At 69.5% G+C, this 18,982-nt stretch carries 11 protein-coding genes; 6 read left to right on the top strand and 5 right to left on the bottom strand.

Going from position 1 to position 18,982, the window contains the following annotated elements:
- Positions 1-5 precede the first annotated feature (5 nt).
- Both ACLBWH_RS16025 and ACLBWH_RS16030 read right to left on the bottom strand, forming a co-directional pair.
- Positions 6-1,001 carry a cupin-like domain-containing protein gene (locus tag ACLBWH_RS16025; protein ID WP_447799835.1) on the bottom strand — a complete coding sequence of 332 codons (996 nt, stop codon included), beginning with the start codon at positions 999-1,001 and terminating at the stop codon, positions 6-8.
- Positions 998-1,684, bottom strand: coding sequence for a SapC family protein (locus ACLBWH_RS16030; RefSeq protein WP_447799836.1), 687 nt, complete (start codon positions 1,682-1,684; stop codon positions 998-1,000). Before ACLBWH_RS16030 ends, ACLBWH_RS16025 begins: the two co-directional genes overlap by 4 nt.
- Before the next feature lie 246 nt (positions 1,685-1,930).
- On the opposite strand from ACLBWH_RS16030, the gene ACLBWH_RS16035 reads away from it, so the two are divergent.
- The 6 genes from ACLBWH_RS16035 (at position 1,931) to ACLBWH_RS16060 (ending at position 13,950) form a co-directional block, all read left to right on the top strand.
- Positions 1,931-4,963 (top strand): TonB-dependent receptor, encoded by a 3,033-nt coding sequence (locus ACLBWH_RS16035; protein ID WP_447799837.1) that lies wholly within the window; start codon positions 1,931-1,933, stop codon positions 4,961-4,963.
- Positions 4,964-5,027: 64 nt separating this feature from the next.
- The gene (locus tag ACLBWH_RS16040) at positions 5,028-6,569 is read left to right on the top strand and encodes a tryptophan halogenase family protein (protein WP_447799838.1); all 1,542 of its coding nucleotides are present in this window, start codon (positions 5,028-5,030) and stop codon (positions 6,567-6,569) included.
- Between the two features lie 17 nt (positions 6,570-6,586).
- Positions 6,587-8,530: a sialate O-acetylesterase gene (locus ACLBWH_RS16045; protein WP_447799839.1), complete on the top strand. Its 1,944-nt coding sequence runs from the start codon at positions 6,587-6,589 to the stop codon at positions 8,528-8,530.
- Between the two features lie 25 nt (positions 8,531-8,555).
- On the top strand, positions 8,556-11,228 hold the full coding sequence (locus ACLBWH_RS16050; RefSeq protein WP_447799840.1) for a glycoside hydrolase family 3 C-terminal domain-containing protein: 2,673 nt from the start codon (positions 8,556-8,558) through the stop codon (positions 11,226-11,228).
- Positions 11,225-13,120, top strand: a complete 1,896-nt coding sequence (locus ACLBWH_RS16055; protein ID WP_447799841.1) for an NPCBM/NEW2 domain-containing protein — start codon at positions 11,225-11,227, stop codon at positions 13,118-13,120. The genes ACLBWH_RS16050 and ACLBWH_RS16055 overlap by 4 nt, the downstream gene beginning before the upstream one ends.
- 62 nt (positions 13,121-13,182) lie before the next feature.
- Positions 13,183-13,950 carry a FadR/GntR family transcriptional regulator gene (locus ACLBWH_RS16060; RefSeq protein ID WP_322848579.1) on the top strand — a complete coding sequence of 256 codons (768 nt, stop codon included), beginning with the start codon at positions 13,183-13,185 and terminating at the stop codon, positions 13,948-13,950.
- A 142-nt stretch (positions 13,951-14,092) separates the two neighbouring features.
- Here the strand turns inward: ACLBWH_RS16060 and ACLBWH_RS16065 are convergent, their stop codons facing one another.
- Genes ACLBWH_RS16065 through ACLBWH_RS16075 form a run of 3 tightly spaced genes read right to left on the bottom strand, consistent with a single transcriptional unit; the run spans position 14,093 to position 18,955 of the window.
- Positions 14,093-15,667: a glycoside hydrolase family 43 protein gene (locus ACLBWH_RS16065; RefSeq protein ID WP_447799842.1), complete on the bottom strand. Its 1,575-nt coding sequence runs from the start codon at positions 15,665-15,667 to the stop codon at positions 14,093-14,095.
- Positions 15,668-15,696: 29 nt separating this feature from the next.
- Entirely contained in the window at positions 15,697-17,349 is a 1,653-nt protein-coding gene (locus tag ACLBWH_RS16070) for a GH39 family glycosyl hydrolase (RefSeq protein ID WP_447799843.1), read from the bottom strand.
- Between the two features lie 4 nt (positions 17,350-17,353).
- A complete protein-coding gene (locus ACLBWH_RS16075) occupies positions 17,354-18,955 on the bottom strand; it encodes an alpha-N-arabinofuranosidase (protein WP_447799844.1) in 1,602 nt (533 codons plus the stop codon).
- Positions 18,956-18,982: the final 27 nt, after the last annotated feature.

Below are 18,982 nucleotides of genomic sequence, written 5' to 3' on the forward strand. Positions count from 1 at the left end.
GCGGTTCAGCCGCCGCGCAGCAACCGCATCACCAGCGCGCGGATGCGGCCGCGGCTCTCGGGCTGGCCATCGAGGATGCCATGCCTGGCCGGCGGCAGGAAGGCGAGCGGATGGCCTTCGGGGCGGAAGACATAATGGTCGAACCACGCCCGCCAGGCGGCACGCTCCGCCGCCGGCCGCTCGGCGATCGCGATCAGCGCCAGCATCATCGCCGTATAGGGCTGGTCGGGACCATCGGCGAAACCGTCCCACCAGAAATTGACCAGCACGTTGACCTCGCCGGTCGCCTCGACCTGATGCCACCAGAGCTTGGGCACGTAGAGCGCGTCGCCGGGTTCCAGTTCCACCACCAGCGCGCGGTCGCGGATGCGCTCGAAGCGCGGGAACCGTGCGTCGCCCGGCGCGCTGCCGACCGCCAGCCCGACCGGCTGCCCCGCCATCGTATGGTCGATCGGCCCGACATAGAGGTCGGCGATCGCCTCGGGCGGGAACAAGGTGAACCGCCGCCGCCCCGCCGCGACGCAGGCGACATTGTCCATCGTGTCGTAATGGCAGGCGACGGTCGAGGCATGGCCGATCCAGATCCGCGGCCGCGCCGTCGGCGGCACGAACGGCAGCTGCACCACCGCCTCGATGCCGGGAAAGCAATTCTCGGCGGTCAGCGAACCCATGTAGAGGCTGGGGCTGTCGGTCTGGCCCGCGGTGTCGAGGACGCGCGCCAGCGCCTCGCGGAACGGCAGGATGGTGCGCGTGAAGTTGAACCCGGCGAGCGCCTCGTCGTAATGATAACGCGCGCCGATCGCCGGCGGTCCGACGAACATCTCCGCCGATCGCCCCGCATCGAAGGCGAGCAGCTCGGCGATCACCGTGTCGCGCCCGCCCGCCAGCATCGGCCAGTGACGCGCCGCGCCGCGCAGGACGACCGGTTTGCCGGCGGTCATCACCTCGCGACGGAACGTCTCGGGATCGGCGAGCGCCGTCGCCGGCGCGGCGTCGATCACAGCGCCGCCGCCGCGAGCCGGCCGTTGTGGATGCGGCCGAGCGTGCGCAGGTGGCGGACCGATCCGGTCTGCGCATAAGCGAGTTGCAGGTCGCCGCTGCGGAACAGCGCCAGCGCCGCCGCATCGGGGAGCGCATGCAGCGCATCGAGGCTGATCGTGTAGAGGCCGTCGAGGCGCAGGTGGCGGCCGTCGTCGAACTGCATCGACACGTCGATCGGTTCCAGCAGCCGGTGGTCGAGAAAGCGGCGGATGATCGCGTCGGTGGCGGCGATGCCCTGGTCGAGCACGTGCAGGGCGTGCTGCACGCGCTTGAGCGCCGGCGCCGCCTCGCCGGTCGGCTCGAACAGCGGCTGTCCCTCGCCGGTCGCGAAGACCGCATGCTCGCGATCGATCACCACCTGCCCCTCGGCGATGAAGAAGCCCTGCCGTTCCAGATCGGCGGGCCGGTAATCGGGCAGCCGGCCATCGACCGTCATCAGGTTGCGCCCCGGCTCCAGCCCCATGACGACGCCGGCATAGAAGGCGCCGGTGTCGGGATGTTTGGTGAACAGGATCGGATAATAAGGCATCGCCTGGAGGAATTCGTCGGCGACGATCTGCGCGAAATGGCGGGCGCCGTCGGCGCCGCGCGACAGGCGCAGCGCGGCATGATCCGCGCCGTTCAACATCTGCCAGTCCGGCATCCACCCCTCCAACTTATTGCGATTGTTAGCGCTAGAGATCGCACAGCGGGCCGGCGATGCAAAGCGTCCGCATCACTCTTACAAATGCTTGCAAAAGCACAATGATGCGATATTGTGAGCGCTACCGTTCATGTCGGGACGGCGTGCTCGCACCCGAATCGACAGAGAAACCGAGCAGTCGCTCGCACCCCCGCAAGAAGGGGTAGCGCGACGTATAAAGAGGGGATGTTAGAAATGCCTACGACCATGCGCGCTCGTACCGGAGCCCGCAGCTTCCGCCGGATCCATGTCCTCGCCTGCGCGACCAGCCTGGCGACGTTCGCCTGGGCCGTCCCGGCGCTGGCGCAGGACCAGGGCAATCTGCAGAACAGCACGACGAGCCAGCCCGCCGCGCCGCAGCCCGCCGTGCCCGCGACCGCCAACACGACCAGCGCTGCCGAAGCCGGCCAGCCGCAGGATGCGGCGACCGCGCAGGACGTATCGCAGGGCAACAGCGCGCAGGGCACGGGCGACGACATCGTCGTGGTCGGCCTGCGCGGTTCGCTCCAGCGCAACCTCGACCTCAAGCGCACCTCGTCGGGCGTGGTCGACGTCATTTCCGCCGAGGATATCGGCAAATTCCCCGATTCGAACGTCGCGGCTTCGCTGCAGCGCCTGCCCGGCGTCTCGATCCAGCGCTCGGGTTCGCGCGGCGAGCCGACCGGCATCACCGTCCGCGGCTTCGGCGGCGACTTCAACACCACGCTGTACGACGGCCGCCGCATCTCGACCGCGACCGGCGGCCGCCAGATCGATTTCAGCACCGTCGGCGTCGACTTCATCGGCCAGCTCAGCGTGCTGAAGACGCCGGACGTGTCGCTGGCGTCGAGCTCGATCGGCGCGACCGTCAACATCGCCTTCCCCAACCCGTTCGACCATCCCGGCTTCCGCGTCGCCGCGACCGGGTCGGGCTCGATCCAGGATCGGTCGGGCAAGATCGTGCCGACCGGCGGCCTGTTGGTCAGCAGCACCAATGCCGACGAGACCTTCGGCGTCCTCGCCGACGTGATCTACACCAAGCGTGATACCGATACCAACCGCGTCTACGTGTCGGGTTGGCCAGGCGGCAATTTCGCGCCCTGCCAGCTTGCGGGCAGCACCGGCACCTGCACGCCGACCAGCAACACCGCTTCGGCCGCTTATGCCAATCCGGCGAACCGCCAGAACCTGCCGGGCTGGTTCCCGCAGCAATATGGCGCCGAGCAGCAGCGCGTCGAGGACGAGCGCGTCGATGCACGCATCGCGCTGCAATACCACCCGACCGACGACCTGATGCTGACGATCGACAACAATTTCTCGCGTCAGACGATCACCCAGGAAAATTACGCGTTCGGCGTCTGGTTCAACCAGGGCGACCTGCGCAACGTCACGCTCGACAAGAACGGCACCGCGACCGACTTCACCCAGACCGGTACGCCGACCGACTTCACCTCGGCGCTCAACAAGCAGATCCTGCAGACCAACCAGACCGGCCTCAACGTCAAATATGACGCGACCAGCAACCTGACGCTGGAAGGCGACGTCGCTTACGCCAAGAGCTGGCTCAACCCGGGCGACGTGATCGGCAGCCGCAACGGCGACGTCGGCTACGGCAATGCGCTCAGCAACAACCTGCGCTTCACCGTCGGTGGTGACAGCAAGGACGCCTTCCCGACGATCAGCAACTACGGGCCGGCGGGCAATGCGGCCGGCTGGGCCGACACCTCGCTGATCGGCAGCCACGTCGCGGTCAACCAGACGCAGCACAATACCGACGAGCTGGTCCAGTTCCGCGGCAACGCCACCTGGAAGCAGGACGATCTGACGATCAAGGCCGGCGGCCAATTCTATCAGGACACGTTCGACTTCCGCAACCAGAGCACGTTCACCAACAACTTCTGGCAGGCCTATGCCGGCTACGGCGGCCCATCGCGGGGCACCTCGGGCATCTCGCCGCTGCCCGCCAGCCTGTATCAGGGTTCGGTCGGCCTCAACGACTTCATCCCCGGCTTCAAGGGCAGCCTGCCGCCGTCGGTGTTCGTGTTCAGCCCGGTCGCCTACCAGAATTATCTGACCAGCCTCGGCAACCCGTCGGCGCAGAACGTCCCCGGCTTCAACTACGGCAACGTCACCGGCTTCACCGGCACGTTCGACGAAGCGGTCGATCCGGGCAGCGTGCTCAAGGTGCGCGAGCGGACCTGGTCGCTGTATTTCAGCGTCAACTTCAAGACCGAGATCGGCAGCCTGCCGTTCACGTTCAACGCCGGCGTGCGCAACGAAGTCACCAACCTCGTCGCCAGCGGCCAGGGCCGCCTGCCGACGTCGCTGGTCACCAGCACCGCCGATCCGACGCTGCTCAGCATCCCGACCTACACCCCGGTGCAGGGCGTCACCAACACCAGCTCCTATTCCTACCTGCTGCCGAGCCTCGACGCCAAGCTGGAGCTGACCAACAACCTGATCCTGCGCGTCGACGCATCGCGTACGCTGACCCGTCCGTCGCTCAGCCTGCTCAACCCGGTGCTCAACGTCGGCAACGGCCAGCGGATCGGCGCGCTGTCGGCGAGCGGCGGCAACCCGAACCTGAAGCCCTATCTGGCCGACAATTTCGATCTCGGCATGGAATGGTACTACCGCCGCAACTCCTATCTGGCGGTCAACTTCTTCCTCAAGAACGTCAGCAACTTCATCGTCGGCGGCGTGACGCGTCAGGGGATCAACGGGCTGGTCGATCCGACCACGGGCACCGCGGCGAGCTTCGCCGTGTCGCAGCAGGTCAACGGCCCCGACGCCACCGTGCGCGGCGTCGAGCTGGCCTTGCAGCAGGTGTTCGGCGATACCGGCTTCGGCTTCCAGGCCAATGCCACCTTCGTCAACACCAACCGGCCGTATGACGACAAGAACATCAGCCAGACCGGCTTTGCGGTCACCGGCCTCGCCAATTCGGCCAATTTCGTCGGCTTCTATGACAAGAACGGTTTCCAGTTCCGTACGGCGCTCAACTGGCGCGACAAATATCTGCTCCAGTTCGGCCAGAACCAGAACACCGGTTCGTTCGGATCGGAGCCGACCTTCGTCAACCAGAGCTTCCAGATCGATCTGACGACGAGCTACGACGTGACGAAGAACTTCAGCGTCTTCGGCGAGGCGCTCAACGTCAACAACAACCAGCAGAGCACGCACGGCCGCTATTCCAACCAGCTGCTCGACGTGTTCGATTATGGCCGGCGGTATACGGTCGGCGCCCGCTACCGCTTCTGATCCTCTCCCCTTGGCGGAGCGCGACCCCGGTAGCGCTCCGTCATTTTTGCGAACACGCAAAGCCATGCACCAGATCAGGAACATCGTCATCGTCGGCGGCGGCACCGCAGGGTGGCTGACCGCCGGGGTGATCGCCGCACGCCACCAGGGCCAGCGCCCGCACGGCTTCACCGTGACGCTGGTCGAATCGCCCAACGTGCCGATCATCGGCGTCGGCGAGGGCACTTGGCCGACGTTGCGCAGCACGCTCAAGCGGATGGGCGTTTCGGAGACCGAATTCTTCCGCCAGTGCGACGCGTCGTTCAAACAGGGCGCGCGCTTCAATCGCTGGACGACCGGCGCGGTCGACGACGGCTATTACCACCCGCTGATGCTGCCGCAGCAATTCGGCAGCGTGAACCTCGCGCCGCACTGGCTGGCGGGCGACGGCGACGGCAGCTTCTGCGATACGGTGACGCCGCAGGGCCGCATCTGCGACGAAGGGCTCGCCCCCAAGACGATGGCGACGCCCGAATATGAGGGGCAGGCGAATTACGCCTATCACCTCGACGCCGGCAAATTCTCGCATTTCCTCGAGCGTCATTGCTGCGAAACGCTCGGCGTCCGCCACGTCCGCGCCGACGTCACCGAGGTGCACAAGGACGAAAGCGGCGATATCGTCGGCCTCGACACCGAACAGGGCATCGGCATCGAGGGCGATCTGTTCGTCGACTGCACCGGCTTTGCCGCGTTGCTGATCGGCAAGGCGATGGGCGTGCCGTTCCGCAGTTGCGCCGACACCTTGTTCTGCGACACCGCGCTGGCGATCCAGGTCCCTTATGCGCAGGCGGACGATCCCATCGCCAGCCACACCATCTCCACCGCGCAATCGGCGGGCTGGATCTGGGACATCGGCCTGCCGACGCGGCGCGGCGTCGGCCATGTCTTCTCCAGCAGCCATATCGACGTCGACGCCGCCGAACGCGAGCTGCGCGCCTATATCGGCCCGGCCGGCGCCGATCTGCCGGTGCGCCGGCTGGCGATCCGCGCCGGGCATCGGACGCGCTTCTGGGAGCGCAATTGCGTCGCGGTCGGGCTGGCGGCGGGCTTCCTCGAACCGCTCGAAGCCTCGGCGATCGTGCTCATCGAGCTGTCGGCGAAGATGATCGCCGAGCAACTGCCGCCGTGCCGCGAGGTGATGGACGTCGTCGCGCGCCGCTTCAACGACACGACCCATTATCGCTGGGGCCGGATCATCGATTTCCTCAAGCTGCATTATGCGCTGACGCAGCGGACCGACACCGACTTCTGGCGCGACAACGTCCGGCCCGAGACGATCCCCGATCGCCTGCGCGGGCTGATGGAGCTATGGCAGCATCAATCGCCCTGGCTGCACGACGAATTCGACCGCGCCGAGGAGGTGTTTCCCTCCGCCAGCTACCAATATGTCCTCTACGGCATGGGCGCGCGCAGCACCGTCCTGCCCGGCACGATCGAGGCGGACGCCGAACTGGCGCGCCGCGCCCGGCGCGAGAATGCGGTGCAGACGCAGCGGATGGTCGCCAGCCTGCCGCGTCATCGCGACCTGATCGAACGGATCGTCCGCCACGGCCTGCAACCCATTTGACCCGGAAAGACCAGCCCATGCGGACGTTCGCCTTCGCCTCCTGCGCGATCCTCGCGCTCGCCTGCGCCAGCCCGGCGGTGGCGGCGCCGCGGCTCGACGGCGTGCTCTCCGATCATGCGGTGGTCCAGCGCGGCCAGCCGATCGACCTCGCCGGCGATGCCGCCGCGGGCGAGACGGTGATGATCACGCTCGCCGGTCACACCGTCACCGCCAAGGCGGGGCGCGACGGCCGGTTCGCGGCGCGCCTGCCCGCGCTGCCCGCCGGCGGCCCCTACGACCTGACCATCGCCGCGGCGAGCGGCGCGGCGGTGCTGCGCGACATCCTCGTCGGCGACGTCTATCTCTGCTCGGGCCAGAGCAACATGGAGCTGGCGGTCACCGACGCGCAGAAGCTGATCCCCGACGCGCATCCGCCGCTCGACGACCAGTTGCGGCTGCTGACGATTGCCAAGGTCGCCGCACCCGCGCCGCTCGCGCGCTTCGACCAGGCGCCGCGCTGGGTCGCCGCCGACGGCGCGACCGCGCAGGGCTTCTCGGCCGCCTGCTTCTATATGGTGCAGGCGCTGCGCCGCACCGCCAAGGTGCCGATCGGCGCGGTGCATTCGAGTTGGGGCGGCTCGCGGATCAGCGCGTGGATGAGCGCGGCGGCGCTGCGCGCCTCGAACATGGGCGACGCCGCCGACCTGCTCGCGCTCTACGCCCGCGACCCCGCCGCCGCCAACCGCCGCGCCTCGACGATCTGGGAGGATTGGTGGCGTGCCGGTGCCGGCGACGCGCGCGGCAAGGAGCCGTGGCAGGCCGATGCCGCGCTCGACTGGAAGCCGGTGCCGTCGATGACCGCGTTCGAGACCTGGGGCGTGCCCGAACTCGCCGAGTACAACGGCATGATCTGGTATCAGCGCACGATCGAGGTGACCGCGGAGCAGGCGCGCGGACCGGCGACGCTGGTGCTCGGCATGGTCGACGACGCCGATCGCACCTGGGTCAACGGCGTCGGCGTCGGCGGCAGCAGCCTCGCCTCGCAGTCGCGGGTCTATGCGTTGCCCGCGGGCACGCTGAAGGCCGGACGCAACGTCGTCACCGTCAACGACGACGACGTCTATGCCTATGGCGGCATGCTCGGACCGGCGGAGACGATGCGCATCACCTTCGCCGACGGCAGCAGCCAGCCGCTCGGCAGCGACTGGCGCTATGCGGTCGCCAAGCGGCTCGCCGGCGCCGCGCCGCGCGTGCCGTGGGACGACATCAACGGCGCCGGCACGCTCTACAATGCGATGATCGCGCCGCTCGGCACGATGCGGCTCGCCGGCATCGCCTGGTATCAGGGCGAATCCGATACCGGCATTCCCAGTTACGACCGCCGCCTTGCCGCGCTGATCGCCGACTGGCGCAGCCGCTTCGCCAGCCCGCGGGCGGCGTTCGGCATCGTCCAGCTCTCCTCCTACGGCACTCCGGCGACCGCACCCTCGGACAGCGGCTGGGGCCTCGTCCGCGATGCGCAGCGCCGCGTCGCCGCCGCCGATCCGCGTGCGGGGATCGCGGTCGCGATGGACATCGGCGACGTGCTCGACATCCATCCCGGCGAGAAGCACGAGGTCGGCCAGCGGCTCGCGCGGGTGATGCGCGCCACCGTCTACGGCGAGCGTATCGCGCCCTCCGGCCCTGCCATCGCCGCCGCGAGCGGCACGGCGGGCGGCGGCGTCGGCTTGCGCTTCGACGGCGTCACCGGCGCGCTGAACGCCCGCGGCGCGGATCGCGCGATCGGCTTCGAACTGTGCGACGCGGCGCCGGGCACCTGCCGCTATGCCAGCGGCACCGTCGCGGGCACGACCGTGACTCTGCCCGGCGACGGCAAGCCGGTGACGCGGGTCCGCTATGCCTGGGCCGATTCGCCCGCGATCAACCTTGCCGACGACGCGCAGCTGCCGGTCGGCACGTTCGAAGTGCCGGTGGCACGATAAGCGGCACGCAACGCCGCAACGGGAGATGACGATGGCGATCACGATGCGGGCCGCAGGCCTGGCCACGGCGGGCCTCGCGCTCGCGCTCACGCCGGTGCTGGCGCGCGAACCCGAAGCGCCGCAACGGCAGGCGCAGACCGATCCCGCGCTGCGCATGGCATCGGCGCTGGTCGCCCGGATGACGCTCGCGGAGAAGCTGCCGCAGTTGCTCAACGTCGCGCCGGCGATCCCGCGGCTCGACGTGCCCGCGTACAATTGGTGGACCGAATCGCTGCACGGCGCGCTCGGCGCGCGCAACACCACCAACTTCCCCGAACCGATCGGCCTCGCCGCCAGCTTCGACGCGCCGCTCGTCCATGACGTCGCCGGCGCGATCGGCACCGAAGTGCGCGCGCTGCACACGCTCGCCCGCCAAACCGGGCGGGTCGGCCATATCGGCACCGGCCTCGACACCTGGTCGCCGAACATCAACATCTTCCGCGACCCACGCTGGGGCCGCGGGCAGGAAACCTATGGCGAGGACCCGTTCCTCACCGCGACGATGGGGGTCGCCTTCGTCCGCGGCATGCAGGGGCCGAACCCCGACCGTCCGCAGGTGATCGCCACGCCGAAGCATTTCGCCGTCCACAGCGGCCCCGAGGGCACCCGGCACGAGGCGAACGTCTTCATCTCGACGCACGACCTCGAGGACACCTATCTGCCCGCCTTCCGCGCCGCGATCGTCGAGGGGCGCGCCGGATCGGTGATGTGCGCCTACAACCGCATCGACGGCCAGCCCGCCTGCGCCAGCGACCTGCTGCTCAAGGAGCATCTGCGCGGCGCCTGGGGCTTCACCGGCTATGTCGTCTCCGATTGCGACGCGGTGAAGGACATCGCCGACAATCACAAATACGCCCCCGACGGCGCCACCGCGGTCGCCGCGGCGATGCGTGCCGGCGTCGACAGCGAGTGCAACAATGCGACGCTCGGCGACACCGCCGGCCTCGAAGACCGCTATAGCGAAGCGCTGCGCCGCAATCTTATCACCGAAGGCGATATCGACCGCACGCTCGTGCGCCTGTTCGCCGCGCGCTATCGCAACGGCGACCTGCCCGGCCTCACCGGCGCTCCCGCCGCGGTGCCGGTAAGCGCGATCGCCGCCCCCGCGCATCGCGCGCTCGCGCTCGCCGCGGCGGAACGTTCGATGGTGCTGCTCAAGAACGATGGCGCGCTGCCGTTGCGCGCCGGAACCAAGGTCGCGGTGATCGGCCCGCTGGGCGATGCGACCCGGGTGTTGCGCGGCAATTATTCCTCGGGTCTGTCGGGGCCGCCGGTGTCGGTGCTCGACGGCCTGCGCGCGACGCTGGGGGCGAGCCAGGTGACCCTGGTGCCGTTCGGCGAATCGCTGACCGACGGCGATCGTGCCCCGACCGCCGTGCTACAGACGCCCGACGGCAAGCCGGGCCTGCTCGCCCGCTATTACAATCCGGCGACGCCGCTGCCCGCCTTCTATGCGCCCGGCACGCGCGAGAAGACCGTCGCCGCGGTCAAATACCAGACCGAGCCGGTGGCGACGCGGATCGAGCCCGATGTCGGCGACCGCAACCTCGATCTCGCGCGCGTTGCCGACGTCCACCGCACGATCTGGACCGGCTTCCTCGTCCCCGCGGAGACCGGCAGCTATCGCGTCGGCCTGTCGGGCGCAGGCGGCACGCTGGAGCTGGACGGGCGCGTCCTTTCGGACCGGCGCAAGGCGCGCTGGAACGACCTTGCCGGCATGACCACGGTCAAGCTCACCGCCGGCCGCCGCTATGCGATCAAGGCCGAGGGCAGCGGCATCGATCTCGTCTGGAAACGCGTCTCCGACGCTCCCGCCGCCGAGCTGAAGCGCGCCGCCGCCGATGCCGACGTGCTGGTCGCGGTCGTCGGCCTCACCTCCGACCTCGAGGCGGAGGAGACCGGCGTCACCGTCCCCGGCTTCGCCGGCGGCGACAAGACGACGCTCGACCTGCCCGCCGACCAGCTCGCGATGCTCGACCAGGCACGCGCCACCGGCAAGCCGATCGTCCTCGTCGCGATGAACGGCAGCCCGATCAACCTCGCCTGGGCCAAGGCCAATGCCGCCGCGGTGCTCGAGGCCTGGTATCCCGGCGAGACCGGCGGACTTGCCGCCGCCAACATCCTCACCGGCCGCACCAATCCGTCGGGCCGCCTGCCGCTGACCTTCTACCGCAGCGTCGCCGACCTGCCGCCGTTCGGCGATTATGCGATGATCGGCCGCACCTATCGCTATTTTACCGGCACACCGGTCTATCCGTTCGGCTACGGTCTAAGTTATACGCATTTCACCTACGGCCCGCTCACCGTCACACCGGCGCGCGGCGGGGCGGAGGCGGGGCTGCGCGTCACCACGCGGCTGACCAACACGGGGGATCGGGCGGGAGAGGACGTGGCACAGCTGTATCTGACCTTCCCCGACCGCCCCGGCATGCCGCGCATCGCGCTGCGCGGCTTCCAGCGCGTCGCGCTGCGACCGGGCGAGGCACGCACCGTCGCCTTCGACCTGTCGCCGCGCGACCTCAGTTCGGTCGCGACCGACGGCGCGCGGTCCGTCGCCGCGGGCAGCTATCGCGTCACCGTCGGCGGCGGCCAGCCCGGCACCGCCCCCGGCAGCACCGCCACCTTCACCGCGCGCCAATCGCAGGAGTTGCCCAAATGATTGCCCGCTCGACCATCCTCGCCGGCCTGTCGCTGCTCGCGCTCGGCACCGGCGCGCAGGCGGCGAACCGCGATCCGCTCGCCGCCACCGGCCGCTGGAGCGCCAACGCCAGCGGTCATGCGCCGACCCCGCCGATGGGCTGGAACTCGTGGAACGCGTTCAACAGCGACGTCGACGAGGAGAAGGTGCTCGCCTCCGCGCAGGCGCTGCTCGACACCAAGCTCGCCGACCTCGGCTATCGCTACGTCAACATCGACGACGGCTGGTGGCTCAAGCGGCGCCAGCCCGACGGGCGGATGCTGATCCGCACCGATCACTTCCCCTCCGCCGTGACCGGCGGCGATCCCAGCTTCCGCCCGTTCACCGACAAGCTGCATGCGATGGGGTTCAAGGCGGGGATCTATTCCGACATCGGCCGCAACACCTGCGGCCAGATCTACACGCCCGACTTCAAGAACCAGCCCGAGGGGACGGTCGCCGAGCGCGAGGTCGGCCTGTACGGTCATGTCGACCAGGACATGAAGCTCTATTTCCGCGACTGGAATTTCGACTTCATCAAGGTCGACGCCTGCGGCATCCGCGGCCTGCCCGCCGATGCGCCGCGCGTCCGGTCGGGCCTGTATCGCGAACTGCCGCCGCTGGTCGACATGCAGTCGCTCGGCGGCTCCGACATCGCCGGGGTCCGCGGTCTCTACGAACAGGTCGGCACCGCGATCCGCACCTATGCCGGCGACCGGCCCTATGTCTTCTCGCTGTGCCTGTGGGGCGCGGGCGACGTGCGCGCCTGGGGCAAGGACGTCGGCAACAGTTCGCGCACCAGCGACGACATCCAGCCGGTGTGGTCGCGCATGCTGACCAATTTCGATACGGTAACGCATCGCGCGCTCTACGCGCATCCCGGATCGTGGAACGACCCCGACATGCTGTATGTCGGCACCGGCGATTTCGACAATGCGCATGCGGTCGAGGCGCGGTCGCACTTCGCCTTGTGGGCGATGGTCAACGCGCCGCTGTTCATCGGCTACGACCTGCGCAAGCTGACCCCCGAACAGCTGGCGATCTTCGGCAATGCCGATCTGGTCGCGCTCAACCAGGACCCGGCGGGCAATCAGGCGGTGCTCGCCTATGATTCCGACGAGGTGCAGATCTTCGCCAAGACGCTCGCCGACGGCAGCAAGGGCGTCGCGATCTTCAACCGCACCGCGCTGCCCGCCAAGGCGCTGCTGACCGCCGATCATCTCAAGCTGCTGCCGACCGCGGACGTGCGGCTGCGCGACCTGTGGAGCAAGCAGGACAGCCGCTTCCGCGGCGAGCTGGCGCTGACGCTGGCGCCGCACGAGACGCGCGTGTTCCGCGCCAGCGGTACGCGCCGGCTGGCGAATGGCCTCTACCTCTCCGAACAGACTGGCCGGGTGAACCCCGCCACCGATGGCGTGGTGACGCCGCAGCCCGATCCGACCATCCACCATTCGATCACGCCGTGGACCGGCACGCGCGGCCCCGGCGATCACCCGCAATATGGCGGCTGGGGCGGCGCCGAGGCGGATCGCGCGCCTTATGGCAAGCTGATGCGCGTCGCCGGCAAGGATTTCGACACCGGCATCGGCGTGCTCGCCAATTCGCGCCTCGAAGTGCGCAACCAGGGGTTCAAGCGCTTCACCGCGCAGGTCGGCGTCAACGATTCCGGCCAGCGCCGCGCGGGCACCGTCACCTTCGAAGTGTGGGGCGATGGCCGCCTGCTCGGCAAGTCGCCGCCGATGGCGTTCGGCGCCCCCGCCGCGCCGCTGCAGGCGAACGTCGGCGGCGTCGCGATCGTCGAACTCGTCGCGCGTGCCGGCGACGGGCAGCCGGTGCAGCCCGCGACCTGGGGCGAGGCGGCGCTGACGCGGTAGCGCCCCACCCCCGACCATGGCGCTTATTGACTTATCCCTTTGATCCGGGCCTTGTCTTGATCGTGGCGACCGAAGAAGAGACCAGCATCGCAGACCTGCCCGATCCCGTGCAGAGCACGCGCAAGCCCGGGCGACGGCTGCGCGGTGCGGTCGCCAACAAGCTCGGCATCGCCATCCTGTCGGGCGAATATCGCCCCGGCGACGTGCTGACCGGAGAGGTCGCCGCGGCCGAGGCGCTCGACGTCTCGCGCGGCGCCTATCGCGAGGCGGTGCAGGTGCTCACCGCCAAGGGGCTGGTCGAGAGCCGGCCGAAGACGGGCACGCACGTGCTGCCGCGCGAGCGGTGGAATCTGCTCGATCCCGACGTGCTCGCCTGGGCCTTCGCCGGCGAGCCCGATCCGCGGCTGATCCGCAGCCTGTTCGAATTGCGGCTGGTGATCGAGCCCGCCGCCGCCGCACTCGCCGCCGAGCGCCGCACCCGCGCCGACCTGACGCGGATGGGCGAGGCGCTGAAGGGCATGCGCCGCCACACGCTCGCCACCGCCGAAGGGCGCGCCGCCGACCGCGACTTCCACGACGCATTGCTGCACGCGACGGGCAATGACGCGATGGTGGTGCTCGGTGCGTCGATCGGCGCCGCGGTCGCCTGGACGACGCAGTTCAAGCAGCGCACCCGCGCGCTGCCGCGCGATCCGATCCCCGACCACGCCCGCGTCTATGACGCGATCGCCGCGCGCGACGCGACCGCCGCGACCGCGGCGATGCAGGTGCTGGTCGATCTGGCGCTGAGCGACACGCGCAACGCGATGCCCGCCGAAACGCCGGTCTGAGCACGCCGGCGCTCCGGTGAGCGCGAGCGCAGCCGGCCCCCAGCGTTTACCCAACCCCGTTGGTGCTGGACGATGACGGGTGCCGAAGCTTCGCTCTTCTCGTCACCCCGGGCTTTACCCGGGGTCCCGCTTCTTCCCAAGGCTATTCCCGCACAGTCCCCGCGGGCGCCAGCTTCGACAGCGTGAAGCGATCGACGTCGATCCACCCGGCACTCGCCGCGCCGGCATAGCAGAACAGCGCGAATTGCTCGCCCTGGAAGGTGCCGGTGCGCCACGCGAAGGCGAGCGGCGCGTCGCCACCGAGTGCCGTCCAGCGTCGCCCGTCGAGGCTGTAGGCGAACCGGCTGCGGTCGGTGGTGAAGTCCATGTCGGTGCGCAGCCACAGCGCATCGGCGCGCGGCAGCGGCGCCGTCGCCAGCGTCGTGGTGACCGCGCCACCGACCTTGTCCTCGGTCACTTCGGCGGTGACCGCCGCCTTGCCGTCCGTGCCGCGGGTAACGGTCAGATTGGCGCTATACTGGCCGAGCGTGCCGAAGCCGCAGCGGTCGCCGGGCGCCAGATGACCGATGTCGAGCTTCACCTCGCCGCGGCTCGCCGGTCCCTGCCCCTTCTGGGTCAGCGTGTTGCGTGCCGACCAGACCCGCGTCGCCACCGTCGGGCGCAGCCGCAGCCAGCCCGGCCGCTGCGTCAGCGACCAGCGCGCGGGATCGGGATTGTGGTTCCACTGCCATTGCAGACCGAGGCGCGGCGCGGTGAAATCGTCGGAGGTCGCCGGCTCCGCGAAGGGCGCGCCGGGGATCGGCTTGGCGGCACGGCGCGGCACGCGGCCGGGTGCGGCGGGCGTGCCCCAGACCGGCCAGTCGTCTTGCCAGAACACCGGGCTCATGTTGGTCATCCGGCCGATCGCGCCGCTGTCCTCCATCACGAAGCCGAACCAGCGCCCGTCGGGCAGGTCGACCAGCGCACCCTGATGCCCGCCGCTCTTGTCGTCGATCTGGTCGCGCGTCTCCCACGGCCCGAACAGGCTGCGCGACCGTGAGACGCTGAGCGCCAGTCGCGGCGGCAGCGCGTTGAACAGGTAATAATAATCGCCGCGGCGGATGATCTTCGATCCTTCCGCGCCCTTGATGTAATGGATGCGCCTCGCATCGGTGACGTGTGCGAGCGTCGCATCGAGCGTCAGCAGCGTGATCGTGCCGTCGGCGGTGCTCGCGGTGGCCAGATAGGCGCGGCCGTCCGGCTCGATGAACAGGCCGGGATCGAACGCCTCGCGCTCCAGCTTGTGATAGCGCCACGGTCCGCGCACGTCCCTGGCGTACCAGATGCGCGTCTTCTGCCCGACCGGCGTATTGGCGAGATAGTAGGTGCCGTCGTGATAGCGCAGGCTGGAGGCGTACAGCCCCTTGCGATAGGCGTTGCCGCCCTTCAGGTCATATTGCGGCAACCCCTCCAACCGGTCGACGAGATGCGAGGCGATCGTCCAGTTGATCAGGTCGCGGCTGTGCAGGATGGTGATCCCCGGCACGTTGGCGAAGGTGGTGCTCGCCATATAATAATCGCGGCCGACGCGGATCACGTCGGGATCGGGATAATCGGCGTAGAGCACCGGGTTACGGAAGCTGCCGTCGCCCTGGTCCGACCGCCACACCTGCGCCGGGCCCGCACCGGCGGTCAGCGCCAGCAGAGCGGCGAGCGCGGCGACACGGAAGCGGGGCATGACGGTCAATCCTCTGCCGGGAAACGGGATCATAGTTCGACGAGCACCACGCCCTGCCGCGGCACGGTCAGCGTCAGCCGGCCGCCGGTCAGGCGCAGCGCTTCCGGCGTCAGTCGCGCGGCGTGCGTCAGCGTCGCGACCTGCGCAGGGGTCGGCCGTGCCGGCGCGCCCATCGCCTGCCACGCGCCGAAGGCGTTGGCGTGCCGCGCATCGACCCGCCACAGCCGCCCCGCCGCCGCCGGCGCGACATGCGCGACGTCCAGCGTCACGCGGGCGTCCGGCCCCGCCACGTCGTCGTCGTGATAATGCCACAGGAGCAAGGCGACGCGCCCCGCCGCGGTGCGCGTCGCGAGCACGCCGACATCCGGCGCACCGCGCACCCCGTCGCGCAGCAGCGTATCGAGCGGCACCTGCGCATCGCTGCGCGCGTCGAGCCGCTCCGGCCCCAGCCGCGCGAACAGCCGGAACACGTTGAGCACCGCGAGATCGACGCCGTTGGTGGCAAGCTGGCGATAGCCGGCGAACCACGGCTGGCCGACGAAGGTATAGGACCAGGCGAGCGCCCCCTCCAGCCGGGTGCCGCGCCGCTGCGCCAGCTCCCACAGCCGCGCATAGCTCGCCGCGGTGTAGCTCGCGTAGAGCGGGCCGTTGCGATAGGCGTTGGCCGGCCCCGGACAGGCGGCGCAGCCCTCGGGATCGTTCTCGCCGATCACCACCGGCTTGCCGGCGAGCTGCGGCACCGCGGCAAAGGCGGCGAACGCCTCGTCGGCGGTGCGCAATTGGTTGGCGATCCCCATGCGGACATGGCCGTCGACCACCGCCGGCTGCCCCTTGGCGTGGAACGACAGGAAGTCGGTCGGCGTGCCCGTCCCGCCGGTCGCGTGATTGGTGCCGGTGGTGACGTGGCGCAGGAAGCCCTGCATGAACGTGCCGCCCGCCCCGGCGAGATCGGGACCGCCGACACGCGCGGTCGGCAGCGCGCGGCGGATCGCATCGACGGTGACGTCGTGCAGCCGGTAGAAGGCATCGGGACTGGCGCTCCAGTAGAAGCGCAGATTGGGCTCGTTCCACGTCTGGAAATACCAGCGCTCCACCTCGGCGCGACCGTAGCGCGCGACGTTGTGGAGCGTCCAGCGATAGACGAGATCGGCCCAGCGTTTCTCGTCGCGCGGCGGATAGGTCCAGCCGGCGGTGCCCTTGGCGTCGACGCCGGGCGCCCAGGGCAGGCGATAGGGCGTGCCCGGCGGCGCGGCGCTCAGCGCCTCGGGCATGAAGCCGATTTCGAGATAGGGGTGGATGCCGGCGGCGCGATAGCTGTCGATGATGCCGTCGACGATCCGCCAGTCGTACACCGGCTTGCCGTCGCGCTCGGTATAGATGTTGGTGCTGCCCCATTTGAAATCGGCGGTGCCGTCGCCGCTGGTCAGCAGGTTGTGCGCGCGGAAATAGACCTCGCCCGGCCGCAGCCGGCCGAGTTCGACGAGCAGCCGCTTGCCCTCCGCCATCGTCGCGTAATTGGGCTCGTCGGCGCCGAAGAACCGCCAGATCGGCGGCAGCGGCGCGGTGACGCGTGCCGCATCGACGCTGACGTGCACCGTGCGCGGCGCCGGCGCCGCCGCGGTCAGCAGCGCGAGCGACGCCGCCGCCGCCGACCGGCACCACGAGGAGAGACCGCCGCGCACCGGCTCAGCGCAGGTCGAGCACGACGACCGACTTGGCCGGCAGCGTCAGCGTCAGCGTACCGCCGGCGACCTGCGCCGCGGTAAACGGCTGCGGCGTCACCGCATCGGGCGCATCGAAGCTGTTGTGCGTATCCATCGCCGCCCCCGTGACGATCCGGCCGCTCGCCTGCGCCGCCTGCACCCCGGTCAGCGCGACCGACACCGGCAGCGCGCGATTGGGATCGAGGTTGACCAGCGCGACATGCACCTGCCCCGCGGCGTCGCGCACCGCCGAAGCGTTGACCGCGGGCACCGCCACCTCGTCCTTGTGATACCAGGGCGAGGTCAGCGTGATCGGCAGCGCGGTCGCGCCCTGCCACGGCTTGTAGAGGTCGAACACCCAATAGGTCGGCGTCTTCACCATCCGCGGCCCGTCGGTGAGCAGCATCGCCTGCAACACGTTCACCATCTGCGCGATCGCCGCCATCCGCACCCGGTCGGCATGCGCGACGAAGATGTTGAGGTTGAGGCCGGCGACCACCGCGTCGCGGATCGAGTTCTGCTGTTCGAGGAAACCGGGATTGCTGCCCGGCGTCGGATCGTACCAGGTGCCCCATTCGTCCACCGCCAGCATCACGCGCTTGGCGGGATCGTATTTGTCCATGATCGCGGCGTGCTTGGTCAGGAATTCGTCCATCTGCAGCGTGTGCTGCATCGTCGTCGCCCATTCGTGCTCGGAAAAGCCGATCGCCGGCCCCTTGTCCTTCCAGTCCTTGTCGCGCGGCCGGGTGTAATAATGGAGCGCCAGCCCGTCGATATTCTTGCCGGCGATGCGCATCATCGACTCGGTCCATTCGTAATTCGAATCGCTCGGGCCGCTGGCGATCTTGAGCATCGGGCCGTTCGCCGACTTGGCGAATTGCGCGTAGCGGTTGGTCTCGTCGGCGGCGTAATCGGGACGCATATTGCCGCCGCAGCCCCACAGTTCGTTGCCGATGCCGAGATATTGCACTTTCCACGGCTCGGCATGGCCGTTCTTGGCGCGCTCCTTGGCGAGGACGCTGCTGCCCTTGGCGGCGGTGATATATTCCACCCATTGCGCGGTCTCTGCCGGCGGCGCGCTGCCGAGGTTGGCGCCGACGTAGGTGCTCGCGCCCAGCCGCTCCATCAGCCCGAAATATTCGTGCGTGCCGAAGCTGTTGTCCTCGTTGACCCCGCCCCAATTGGTGTTGACCTTGCCGGGCCGGTCCTTCGCCGGGCCGATGCCGTCGCGCCAATGATATTCGTCGGCGAAACAGCCGCCGGGCCAGCGCACCATCGGCACGTTGATCGCCTTCAGCGCGGCGAGCACGTCGCGGCGATAGCCGGCATCGTTGGGGATGCGCGATTTCGGGCCGACCCAGATGCCGCCATAGATGCCGTGGCCGAGATGTTCGGCGAACTGGCCGAAGACGTCGCGATGCACCTGCGGCCCCGGCGTGTCGGCGCGCAGCGTCGCGCGCACCGCCTCTGTCTCGCGTTCCTGCGCGGGTGCCGCCGCCGGCAGCGCGAGCCCGGCGAGCAGCAGCGGCAGCAGCGCGCGGGCGGCGCGGGCGGCGCGGGCGGCGCGGGGTCGAAACGGGGTCATGGGTCTTCCTCTCGTGATGGCGGCGGC

The organism is Sphingomonas sp. M6A6_1c (genome assembly GCF_053345135.1).

Coding starts and splice junctions, on each gene's coding strand:
- ACLBWH_RS16030 (WP_447799836.1), bottom strand. CDS start 1,684: ATGCCGGACTGGCAGATGTTGAACGGCGCGGATCATGCCGCGCTGCGC.
- ACLBWH_RS16055 (WP_447799841.1), top strand. CDS start 11,225: ATGATTGCCCGCTCGACCATCCTCGCCGGCCTGTCGCTGCTCGCGCTC.
- ACLBWH_RS16065 (WP_447799842.1), bottom strand. CDS start 15,667: ATGCCCCGCTTCCGTGTCGCCGCGCTCGCCGCTCTGCTGGCGCTGACC.
- ACLBWH_RS16040 (WP_447799838.1), top strand. CDS start 5,028: ATGCACCAGATCAGGAACATCGTCATCGTCGGCGGCGGCACCGCAGGG.
- ACLBWH_RS16045 (WP_447799839.1), top strand. CDS start 6,587: ATGCGGACGTTCGCCTTCGCCTCCTGCGCGATCCTCGCGCTCGCCTGC.
- ACLBWH_RS16050 (WP_447799840.1), top strand. CDS start 8,556: ATGACGATGGCGATCACGATGCGGGCCGCAGGCCTGGCCACGGCGGGC.
- ACLBWH_RS16075 (WP_447799844.1), bottom strand. CDS start 18,955: ATGACCCCGTTTCGACCCCGCGCCGCCCGCGCCGCCCGCGCCGCCCGC.
- ACLBWH_RS16035 (WP_447799837.1), top strand. CDS start 1,931: ATGCGCGCTCGTACCGGAGCCCGCAGCTTCCGCCGGATCCATGTCCTC.